Here is an 11,686-nt window from a genome sequence, read left to right as displayed (position 1 = left end):
TTAGTAAAAATAATATCTCAACTTTTACTTGTTTTTATCATAGAATACGGGGGAGTTAAATTTTTTATCTTTTCTTCAAATTCAAGTTTGGAAATTCCGGAATAAATTTCAAAGATTTTAGCAAAAGCCCTTCCCATACCTTCACTTATAATAGAAGGTGAGTTAGCAGATGTTCTAAATTCATCAAAAACAACATTAAAGTTTGGAACTCCAAAACTCTGCAAATACCGGCCAAATTGATCAATCAGAACCTGTCCTTTTTTATTCTTATAAGGATCCCTGGTGACATAGAAATAAAAAGTATTATCTTCTCTTTTTAGCCGACCGAGTTTATACGTCTCTACTTTTTTGTTAACATCAGGAGAAAATGTAGGGCTTAAGCATATATACGCATTAAAAATCGGGGTAGCCTCTCTTAAGAAATGTGTAATGAAATTTGCAGCCCCCTGCCCTACTATAGTTAAAAAAGGAGAAGTCTTATATGCCCCCTCTACAAACGGAATTAATTCATCTCTGATAAACAGGTAAAAATTCGAGCTATTTTTTGTAAGGTTACTATTTAAGAGGCTAAAAGAAACGTCTTTCGCTCTTGTCTCTTTCATATCAATACCCACAACTATTTGTTTAGGTGCTTTGTCGGTTTCAGCAAATAATTTTGAATTGCCAACATATAAATCAAATAATTTTTTGGCATCTAACACAATGGCTAACGGGTAATTAGAAATAGAATCGGTGTCATGACCTTCCGGTAAATAGATTTTTATATTTCTGGTACCCCCTAAAAATTCAGATGAATATTTTTTGGTAATAAACCGTTGACCAAAAGCAGTATATGTACAGACAATGATTAAAAAAAAGAGTAATTTTTTCATTTTATACTAAGTTTTATGCAATGAACTCGCTTAATCTTTTTCAATTTGTTAAAAATGGGTATTTTCTGTTCTGTTTTTGTTTTTTTTCCTTGCATAGCCATCATCATATAACTCAAAAAAGCTTTTAACAGTACTAAAAACTTCTAATTTTCGCTTACATCCAAAGAGCTTAAACAAATTCAAATAAAAGAAATTCATTTTAAAAAATGAACATCCATAGTTAAAAAGTTTCACGAAATAGAAAAAGTCAAGATGAATCCATTAATAGAATACTACTTTAACTTTTATTTAACAAAATGTAATTTTTTCTATCTTTGAAACTGACAAACTTAATGTGTTTCGGGTATAATTATGAGAATATGGTGTGTACTATATAGTTTAAAGTTCAAAGTTGAAAAGTTTCAGGTTTATTCAATTCTTTTAAGATATGTGGGGAAATAGTATTCTTTTTTTCAGAAAAATAGCTGTTGAAATAATAGTAATGACTTTGCTTTTTTTAGGGTGCTCCAAAAAATCCGAAGAGATATCTTATTTATTTAAAGAGCTTTCAAAAGATCAAACGGGTATTGATTTCAAAAATACCTTGACAGAGGATGCAGAACACAGTATTATCAATTATATTTATTATTATAACGGAAGTGGGGTCGCTACCGGGGATGTGAATAATGACGGACTTCCGGATTTATATTTTGCATCAAATACTAATGAAAATAAACTCTATCTCAATAAAGGAAATTTAACATTTGAGGATATTTCTCAACAAGCTAATATCCAGAGCGATGCCAGTTGGAATACCGGAGTTACTATGGTAGATATTAATAATGATGGGTATTTGGACATTTATCTTTGTTCTGTTTCCGGCCTTTTGGATTTTAAAGGACATAACGAATTATTTATAAACAACGGAGATGGTACTTTTACGGAAAAAGCAAAAGAATATGGGCTCGATTTTAAAGGATACTCTACACAGGCTTACTTTTTTGATTATGATAAAGACAATGATCTGGATGTATACATTGTCAATCATGCGGTACACACAATTGTCTCTCACGGACCCGCTCACCAAAGGAATAAGCGAGCTCCTATGGTTGGAGATGTGTTGATCCAAAACAATGGTGGAACGTTTACGGATGTCAGTCAAAAAGCCGGTATTTTCGGAGGGGTTAACGGATATGGATTAAGTGCCGCTATAGCCGATTACAACAATGACGGATGGGATGATATTTATGTTTGTAATGACTTTCATGAGGATGATTATTATTATATCAACAATCAGGACGGGACATTTGCAGAGAGTTTGTCAGGAGCATTCTCTACCATCAGCAGATTTTCTATGGGCAGCGATGTAGCGGATATTAACGGAGACAGTTATCAGGACCTCATCACCCTGGATATGCTACCGAAAAACGAACGGGTAATTAAAGAATCCGAAGGAGACGATGCTATGTTTAACCTTCAGGAGCGGCTGAAAAAACTCGGATATAAAGATCAGTACTCTCGCAATATGTTACAGATAAATAATGGCGGTGCATATTTTCACGAATCAGCCTTATTTAATAATATTGCGGATACTGACTGGAGTTGGGCACCTTTGATCGCTGACTTTGACAACGACGGACATCAGGATTTATTTATAACCAATGGCATATTAAGAAGGCCTAATGATCTGGATTTTAAAAAATATGTGGCGAGTACTTTTAAAAATAAAGGTACGGGAAAAGAAGGTTTAAAATGGTTATATAATTCAATTAATGAAATGCCTAGCGGCAAAGTGGCAAATCAAATTTTTAAAGGAAACTCCCAAAAGTTTACCAACAAAACAGGTTCTTGGATCCAGGAAAAACCCTCCTTAACAAACGGAGCAATATATGCAGATCTGGATCTGGACGGAGATTTGGATTTGGTTTTAAACAATTTAAATGATTTTGCAGGTATCTATGAAAACACAAGTAATAATGCTAAAAATTATATTTCTCTAAAATTCGATTATAAAAAAGGAAACCAGGAGGGTATAGGTACAAAAGCCATTGTCTATACTCAAACAAATTCGCAACTAAAACAGTTATTTAAATCACGTGGTTTTTTATCTTCCGTAGGTCATACGCTTCATTTTGGTTTAGATACTATAAAAAATATCGATTCCATTCGGATTATCTGGCCGGATCGTACCTTTCAGAAAATTATAAATCCCGCTCCTAATCAAAAACTCACTGTTAAGTACCTGCCAAAAAATCAAATCCATAGCTACCGCAAACCGAATACCAATTCATCATCTTACTTTACAAAAGTAGCCATGATGGATTTTGTGCATTCGGAAGATACTTACAACGATTTTAATATCGAACGGTTAATACCTTATAAAGTATCTACACTAGGGCCTGCAATTGCCATAGCAGATATGGATGGTAATGGGTTTGAAGATGTTTTTATAGGGAATGCTTCGGGTAAAAAAGCGGTACTTTTTATGAATAACGGACATGGTTTTACAAAAGCTGCAATTCCCGAAATTGAAAAAGATGCTGTATTTGAAGATAACGCTGCTGTTTTTTTTGATGCGGATAATGATAACGATTTGGATGTATACGTCGCATCAGGAATCAGTGCTTTGGAAACTACCAAAGCAGATAGATTGTATATAAATAATGACGGAGTATTTAAAAAAGCGACTTATCAAATTCCATCAAATAACTTAAATACTTCCTGTGTAGCTGCTTATGATTATGACCATGACGGTGATGAGGATTTATTTGTTGGAAACCTATCACAACCCAATAACTTTGGTTTACATGTAGCCTCTTACCTGTTGGTTAATGACGGGAAAGGAAACTTTTCAAAGGATACTGATTTTACTTTAATTTCCAAAGTTACGTCAGCAATCTGGCAGGATATGAATGAAGATGGTTATAAAGATCTTTTAATTTCTACGGAATGGGACAGCCCGAAAATATATATGAATCATAAAGGAAAGCTCTTAGCTGCCGAAATTCCGGAAAATCTAAACGGGCTATGGCAATCCGTTACCGGCTATGATATAGATAAAGACGGTGATCAGGATATTGTCTTGGGCAACTGGGGATTGAATACGAAATTCTATGCCAGTGCCAATAAACCGCTACTTCTATATCATAATGATTTCGACTCCAATGGAAAATATGAAACCGTTTTGGCATATCCTGTTCATGGGAAATATTATCCTGTTAACTCCAAAGATGAATTGGCTTCTCAAATGAACATCATCAATGTACGTTACATAAAATATAAAGATTTTGCGCTACAGCCTGTTGAAAAAGTATTGACTAAGTTTGGTGTAGAAAACTCGGGGAAATATGAAGTTCATACGTTGGTTTCCGGCTATATTGAAAACAAAAACGGCAATTTCAAAAATTTTGTCCCGCTCCCTAAAGATTTTCAATTAGGGCCTGTCAACTCTTTTTCCGAGGTTACTATTAACGGGGAGCAACAATTACTTGTAAGCGGAAATTCGGAAAAAGTGAATACATATCATGGAGCGTATACCTCTCTAAAAGGTTTGTTAGTTAAGACAAATTCAGATTATATTCCTTCTTCTACTTTGGGAATTGAACCTTTTAATAGTCAAATTAAAAAAACAGCTTCTATTTCGATGAAAGACAAAAACATACTTCTTGTCTTGTCTAATAACGACAGTTTAAAACTGTATTCTTACAAAAATTAACAAATGACCTTTCAAAAAACAATAATCGCCATTTTAATTGTTTATGAACTCATCTTGACGATTATCATCATACAGTCGACAAGTTAACTGAGGTAATGGTCCATGATGTTTTTTCCCCTCCGGTTGCCAGCAGAATATATGTGTATCCTAATATAGCTGCTTACGAAACTTTGAACCAAAACAGTACGGTGTACAAATCTCTGGCCGGACAACTACATGCATTCCACAAAATCTCTTTTGATGAAGGTTTTGAGAATGTAAACATAAGATTAGCCGCCATGATTGCTTATTTGGATGTAGCAAAAGAATTAGTTTTTTCCAGAGAAAAAATTACTTCCTACGGAGATAGCTTATATAAACAGTGGAAATCTAAAAATCCTAACGTTTTTTTGCAAGCTAAGAAATATGCACTGACTACATCCAAACATGTTATTCATTGGATGAATCAGGACAATTATAAAGAAACCCGGACAATGCCCGAATACAATATATTATCTGATGATCCTTCCAAATGGGAGCCTACCCCACCCGCCTATATGGAGGCTATAGAACCTCATTGGAATAAAATAAGAGCATTTGCCTTAGACTCCGCATCACAATTCAAACCCATACCTCCTCCCCAGTTTTCTATGGATAAAAGAAGTCTCTTTTATAAAGAATTGATAGATGTATATACTGTGAATATGGGAATCCGACAAAAAGGAGATGCATCGGAAGAAATAGCTATCGCTCAATTCTGGGATTGTAACCCTTATGTTTCTATCAATAAAGGACATTTTATGTTTGCGGCAAAAAAAATTACTCCGGGAGCGCATTGGATTGGTATCTGTAAGATTGCTTGTAAGCAGATACAGTCAAGTTTTGAAGGGATATATTCTGTATTTGAATTGATTTATATCATATTAACTTTTATTTTTCTCGAAAAAATACAGTTGAAAAGTTTGAAAGTTAAAAGTGTAAAAGGCAACCTTATTTAGGCATACTCGCTAAAAACCTACAGTTTATACTTTCAAGCTTTAATACACTTTGAACTCATTTTTATTAAAACCTTACAATTTTGTACCATATTTAACATTTTTTAACTATAAAATTTGTTTTTTTAACATTATATATAAGATATTTGATGTAATTAATTCAAACTTTAAAAATAATGAAAACAATTTTCAAGGGATTTTTAACGCTGTTATTGGCGTTGGCTGTGCACATATCATTTGCACAAGAAAAAACTGTTTCTGGTACGGTTTCTGACAGTTCAGGAGGTTTACCCGGAGTAAGTATTTTAGTTAAAGATACAAATAACGGAACTGAAACAGATTTTGATGGAAAGTACTCCATTAAAGTTAAGGTCGGGGATGTACTTGTATTTAGTTATGTAGGCTACAAAACCGTGGAAAAAACAGTAGGTATTTCCGGTATCATTGATGTAACTATGGCTGAAGATGCTAATATTTTGGAAGAAGTAGTACTGACTGCTTTGGGTATCGAAAAGAAAAAAGATGCCGATCTTAGTTCTACTTCCATAGTGAAAGTAGCCCAACTTCAAAAGTCAGGCGAAGCTGGTGTTTTACAGGGATTATCCGGTAAGACATCCGGTATTAACGTGACCCGGAATTCCGGAGATCCGGGAGCAGGGGCTTACATTCAGATCAGAGGGCAAAACACCATTTTAGGTGATAGCAGCCCGTTAATTGTATTAGACGGAGCCATTATCTCCAATGCTGCCATTGGCGGAGGTACGGCCGGAGTGGTGCAACAATCTCGTTTAAACGATATCAACCCGGAGGATATAGAATCTATCTCTGTTTTAAAAGGTGCATCTGCTGCTGCTGTATATGGTACGGGGGCTGCTAACGGAGTACTGGTCATAAAAACCAAACGGGGAAGAGGCAGAAAAGGGATTTGGAATGTCAACTATAAATCTTCTGTTTATCTCGATGAGGTAAACAGAGAGTGGGAGAAACAAGGTATTTTTGGCCAGGGTTCCGGAGGTGTTGACCATCTAACCGGATCAGACCTTTCCAATATCGGATTTTCTTACGGCGGCAAAATAGCTGACAGATCAGGTGGTGCCGATACGGTAGATACTACCGGGGCATATTTTCAGGCTCAGGATGGTACACTTTACTACCCTATTACACAAAAAAATTCCAGGGAAGTATTTAATCAAGCGAACAGAGATGCCGTCTTTAAAACCGGTATTACTTATGAAAATAACGTAAGTTTTAGCCATTCCGGCGAAAACAACAGGACTTTTGCAAGCATCTCTAACTGGGATCAGGATGGTATCTACAGAGGAGCCTCCAACTACCGAAGAACAAGCATTCGTTTAAATAACGATACTGATTTTTCAGATAAGCTTACTTTAAAAATGTCTGCTTCGTATATCAATATAGAATCCAATCGTATACAAACAGGATCGAACCTGAATGGTTTGTATTTAGGGTATTTACGAACTTCTCCTGATTTTGATATCAGGGATTATGTGGGAACCCATTTTGATGCGGCAGGTATTCCTACACCAAATTCTCACAGAGGCTACAGACAGCATTTAGGCTCAGCAAGGACTTTCAACCCTAATGACGGTACTTTTAGTTATAATTCGCCCGCCTATAATAACCCGCTTTGGACGTTGAACAATCAAAAGAACCTAAACGATGTTAACAGGTTTATCATAGCTCCTGAAATTAATTATGAAATACTTGATAATTTATCCTTTACAGGGCGTTACAGTATGGATTATTATCAGGATAACAGAGTCAATTTTTGGCCATCGGGATCCGCAGGTAGCGGTGCCAATGGACTTTATGATGAAGACAGAATATCAGAAGCCAATCAAACATTTACGGCTTTACTGATCGGAAATAATAATATTACCGGTGATTTAAAATTAGATTATACGGCAGGGATGCAATTTGTTCAAAATACCTACAGAAGATTATCCGGGACCGAAACTAATTTTACCAATCCTGACGAAATTTTTCTAAATATTGGCAATGCTACTTCAGCAAACTCAAATGCGGATAGTTTTAGCTCAAAAACCAGGAAATCAGGAGCTTTTGCCGTATTAAATTTTGACTATAAAGATGAGTTTTTATTGGAGTTAACCGGTAGAGGAGAATATGTATCTACCTTACCAAATGCCGGGCTTATATTTTATCCCAGTGCGTCGGCCGGTTGGAACTTTACCAAATACCTAAGCAATTTTGAAAAATTTTCCTTTGGTAAGTTAAGAGTTTCTTATGGTGAAGTAGGTATTGAAGCTCCTTAATACAGAACACAAACGGTAATTACCACAGGGGGTGTTACTTCAGGGTGGGGAGACGGTTATGACGGTGCTTTATATGGAAACCCGTTAACACAATCTCCTACAAGAGGAAACCCAAACCTGAAAGAAGAACGTATCAAAGAATTTGAAGTTGGTTTTGATACCCGTTTCTTTGATAACAGGTTGAGTGTTTCGGCGACTTATTATAACAGGACTTCGAATGATGTCATACTGGATTTACCGCTGCCTTCTTCAACAGGTTTTGAAACCGAGTCAAGAAATGCTGCTAAAATATCCAACAAAGGTTTTGAAATAGATGTTACAGGCAGAATCATACAACAGGAAGATTTTAACTGGAGTATGAATGCTACTTTTACAAGAAATAGAAATCTTGTGGAAGATTTGGCAGGGAGTGCATATTTTGGTCTAAATGGGTTTACCGCTAGTTCTTCAGGTGTAGGAGAAGGGCAACCATTTGCCGTATTAAGAGGTACCAGATATGCCAGAAATGCCGACGGATCTTTTGTTTTAAATGCAAACGGATTTCCAACAGCAGCTACTACGGAAGAATATATAGGAGATCCTAATCCGGACTGGAGAGGAAGTTTAGGTACTACCCTTAGCTACAAAGGATTTACTTTATCTGCTTTACTGGAAACTTCTCAGGGTAATGACGTATGGAATGGTACCAGAGGTGTACTGTATTTTTTCGGAATTCATCAGGACACTGCCATAGAAACAGTAGCCTCTCAAAATTTGGTAAATGCATCAGGCACCATGATTCCTGCAGGTACTACATTTAGAGGTTATGAGCGCGACTTTGGTGCAGGTCCCGTAGCGGTAGACTCTGCATGGTGGACGACCAACGGAGGTGGTTTTGGTGATGTAGGGGAGCCTTTTTATGAAGATGCATCCTGGACTCGTCTGAGAGAAATCTCTCTTTTTTATGAACTCCCCATAGAAGCCATTGATAAAATAGGTTTGGATTCGGTACAAATAGGAGTCTCCGGAAGAAATATTGCCTTATGGACAAAAGTAAAAGGTTTTGATCCGGACAATAACTTAACCGGTGCGTCCAAGGGAAGAGGTTTGGAATATTTTAGCAATCCCGGAACCCGATCGTTTATAACCACATTGCGTGTTGCTTTTTAATAATAAATAAATTAAAACATATAAAATGAAAAAAATAATCATATACAGCATTTTATTAGTTACGTTTTTTACCTTTTCATGTAAAAACTATACTGAAGATTTAAATACGGATCCAAATGCTTTTTCAAGTGCTCCTCCGGAATTGATAATCGGCCAGGCACAACTGGGCTGGATGCAACTTGTAACATCAAACAGTGCCCGATATGCCGGGATCTTTATGAACCACTTTACAGGAGAAGACAGACAGTATTTGACTGTAAATAACTACTCAACCACTGCAGGAGATTATGACGATACCTGGGCTGACGCTTATGTTCGTGGTATTGAGCAGGCGCAACTTACAAAAAATCTGGCGACTGAATCCGGTAATACACAATTAGTTGGAATTGCTCAAATAACGGAAGCTGCCCTATTTGGTGAAATGGCTGCGCTGTTTGGCAATATTCCATTTACACAAGCAGGTGATCCGGACAATTTTCCTACTCCGGTTTATGATGGCCAGGCTGCTGTGTTTACGGGTGTACAAGCGTTACTGGATGAAGGTATCTCTAATATAGGTACTGCCAGTTCTTCACTGTATTCGGGAAATCGTTTATCCAGCCAGGCAACTTGGGCAGAAATTGCATATTCTTTAAAAGCGCGTTATTACTTAATTGCAAAAGATTATGCAAATGCACTAACCAATGCACGAAGAGGTATCAATACACCTCAAAAAAGCCTGGTTACCCAACACACAACTTCAACAAGAACTGAAAACTTATATTATCAATTTATAGTTGACAGACGTGACGGATATCTTGGTGCTACAAACTCTCACCTGGTACGCTTGTTAAATGGTATGACTCCCAGACGGATTGCTACTCCCGGAGATGCTAACAGGTTTACCTTTTATTTTAGTGCCAATGGTAGCGGCCATGTACCAAATACATCAAATACAGGTGTTTTTGCCGAAACGGCACCTATGAACCTCATTTCTTATGAAGAAGTGAAACTGATTGAGGCTGAGGCGGCAAACCGTACAGGTGATGCCGGAGATGTTACAGCTTTTAATGAAGTAAGAGCACACCTTTTCTTAAAATTTAACCCTTCAACTAATTTTAATATAAGCCATAGTTCAGGATCAGTCGGATCAGACTTCACAATTACTATAACCTCTCAGCCTACTAACGGCAATGCCGAAGTTAATGATAACGGAACAGTAGACGATGCAAGTGATGATTATATAGTTTTCACTCCATCAGGGCAAATTACGGGTACTGAAGTCATAGAATATGAAGTGTCTCGTCCTAAAATAGGGCTACAGTTAATTATTAAAATTTATGCTACATTTTTGTGCACGTAATTAGGTGTTTTATAATCTAAAGATAAATGTAATCTTTTATTATTATATAATTTGATTGCATTTTTTGTTGCTTTTTTGGCGTGATTGATATTTGTAAATGTTTGGTCGAGGAAGAATTCATCTTTTAAAATTCCGTTAACTCTTTCGGCCATTGCGTTTTCGTAGCAATGATTTTCTTGGGTCATACTGATTTGTATCTTTTTTCTTTTCAAAATTTGAGTATAAACATTGCTACAATATTGTATTCCTCTATCAGAATGATGTATGATTTCTTCGGTATTTTTAGTTTGATAAATAGCTTTATTTAAAGCTCTAACACAGCCTTTAAGTTCTAAACTATCACTAATATCATAGCCTACTATTTTTCTTGAATACATATCAGTAATAAGTGCTAAATAACAAAATCCATTTATAGTTCTTATATAGGTAATATCCGAAGCCCAAACTTGGTTAGGTCTATTAATGATCAGGTCTTTTATGATATTTTTATATTTATAAAAACGATGGTAAGAGTTGGTTGTTTTAGAAGAATATTTTTTCCTTCTAATTAACAAATTATTTTCTTTTAAGATTCTAAATAACTGGTCTCTACCTATATTTATATTCTGTTTCCTAAAATCATTATGTAAGGATTTCATTAGCTTTCTAGTACCTTCTCTGGGTAATGTTTTCCTGCTTTTTTTAACAAGCATTATTACATTTTGTTCTATTTGTTTTTTAAGAACAAACCTTTTTTGATATTTGTAATAAGCATCTCTTTTTAACTCGAAAGCATTACAAATAGTAGCGATGGCGTACCTTCTTTTTTTTCTATTAATCGGTGCTATTTTCATTAAGGCTTTATGTTTAAGTTTTTTTTTAATTCTTCAACATTTTTATAGCCAAGATTTTCAGCAGCTACTTCAAGATAACTATCATTCACAAGTTTATCTAGATCCTTTTTAATAAGAAGATCTTTGAGTTGTTTTAGCTCTTTTTGAAGGGCTTTAATACGGGATAATTCGTCGTCTGTTTGCACGGTTACACGGGTGTTCATTAAATCTTTACGGTCATATTTTTTAATCCATACGTTTATCGTACTAGATTGTATGCCGTAAGTTAAGGCAATTTGTCTTTTGGAATGGTTTCCTTTGGTAAGTTCTGCTAATACTTTGAGTTTAAAACTCTCACTATAACGTCTTACATATCCATCATTTTTATACATATACTTGTTGTTTTTTGTATACATATTTCAGGACGGGTCAAAATTACACACAACGGTTTGTATAAGCATAGTAAGGGATTTGTAAGCTATTAGTTTCGGTTTATAAAATTACTTTTACAAACACAAAACTACTTTTAAATTTATGCTCTTAACCCTT

General features: G+C 35.6%; 6 protein-coding genes and 1 pseudogene. 4 read left to right on the top strand and 3 right to left on the bottom strand.

Features of this window, described 5'->3' with window-relative positions; all coding sequences use genetic code 11:
• Positions 1-17: 17 nt before the first annotated feature.
• Entirely contained in the window at positions 18-872 is an 855-nt protein-coding gene (locus tag GKR88_06485) for a hypothetical protein (protein ID QMU63978.1), read from the bottom strand.
• Positions 873-1,299: 427 nt separating this feature from the next.
• Between GKR88_06485 and GKR88_06480 the strand changes: the two genes are divergently transcribed.
• From GKR88_06480 to GKR88_06465, 4 genes and pseudogenes are all read left to right on the top strand, one after another.
• The gene (locus GKR88_06480; GenBank protein ID QMU63977.1) at positions 1,300-4,566 is read left to right on the top strand and encodes a hypothetical protein; all 3,267 of its coding nucleotides are present in this window, start codon (positions 1,300-1,302) and stop codon (positions 4,564-4,566) included.
• 140 nt (positions 4,567-4,706) lie between these two features.
• Entirely contained in the window at positions 4,707-5,543 is an 837-nt protein-coding gene (locus GKR88_06475) for a hypothetical protein (protein QMU63976.1), read from the top strand.
• A gap of 173 nt (positions 5,544-5,716) precedes the next feature.
• A pseudogene (locus GKR88_06470) lies at positions 5,717-8,983 on the top strand (SusC/RagA family TonB-linked outer membrane protein).
• A 25-nt stretch (positions 8,984-9,008) separates the two neighbouring features.
• Complete coding sequence (locus GKR88_06465; GenBank protein ID QMU63975.1) at positions 9,009-10,325, top strand: RagB/SusD family nutrient uptake outer membrane protein; 1,317 nt, start codon at positions 9,009-9,011, stop codon at positions 10,323-10,325.
• Here GKR88_06465 and GKR88_06460 read toward each other — a convergent pair.
• Entirely contained in the window at positions 10,301-11,158 is an 858-nt protein-coding gene (locus GKR88_06460; GenBank protein ID QMU63974.1) for an IS3 family transposase, read from the bottom strand. The two genes, GKR88_06465 and GKR88_06460, sit on opposite strands and share 25 nt — an antisense overlap.
• Positions 11,158-11,529: a transposase gene (locus GKR88_06455; GenBank protein QMU63973.1), complete on the bottom strand. Its 372-nt coding sequence runs from the start codon at positions 11,527-11,529 to the stop codon at positions 11,158-11,160. Before GKR88_06455 ends, GKR88_06460 begins: the two co-directional genes overlap by 1 nt.
• Between the last annotated feature and the right edge of the window lie 157 nt (positions 11,530-11,686).

Source organism: Flavobacteriaceae bacterium (assembly GCA_014075215.1).
Taxonomy (GTDB): domain Bacteria; phylum Bacteroidota; class Bacteroidia; order Flavobacteriales; family Flavobacteriaceae; genus Polaribacter.
This window is presented reverse-complemented; position numbering and strand designations above follow the sequence as displayed.